The 665-nt window shown below is 37.9% G+C and carries 1 protein-coding gene; it reads left to right on the plus strand.

The features are described from left to right. Positions 1-571: ankyrin repeat domain-containing protein (locus MUW74_RS00380; RefSeq protein WP_243553006.1), on the plus strand; the 571-nt coding region annotated here is incomplete at its 5' end. Between the last annotated feature and the right edge of the window lie 94 nt (positions 572-665).

Here is a 665-nt window from a genome sequence, read left to right on the forward strand (position 1 = left end):
CATAAACGCTAAGGATGATAATGGATTCACACCTTTACATTTAATAGCTTTCAGGGGATATTCTACTGTTTTAGGCGGATTATTAGCATATTTAGATCAGGAAACATTAAAGGAGGTCATAAACGCAAAAGACAAAGCAGCAAATACTCCCCTGCATATAGCAGCTAATGAGGGCCATGCTGAGCTTATAGATGAATTCCTAGCCATTTTTAAAAATGATCCAGAAACCTTGAAAGCGTTACTAAACGTGAAGAACAAATACCAAGATATGACTCCCTTGGATCTAGCCACTAAAAATGGCCATGGTGATGCTGTAGCGGCATTACAGATCTATGAGCAGCAATGCCTCAAAGATGAGGCCTCAGCACAAGTACAAGCTATAGAAAAGGTAATGTCAAATACTACTTCAGAAGTTAATATTGACCTTTTAAAGCAAGCAATGTGTAGTATGGAAGGAAAAGGAATAGGCCAATCGACTGCTGATACTACAATGGTAGACAAAAATATCCATAACCTTACTATACCCTTACATGATATAGACGATGGCAAGAGACAATGCGGTAATCTGTAGTAATGTGTAATACATAGAAGTTATTGATAACTGATAGCGTTGACTACTGCCTTGTTACATCAGCCTTATACTCGAGTATCAGGAACAGATACAA

This window comes from Candidatus Cardinium sp. cBcalN2, from assembly GCF_022810445.1.
Classification (GTDB): Bacteria; Bacteroidota; Bacteroidia; order Cytophagales; family Amoebophilaceae; genus Cardinium.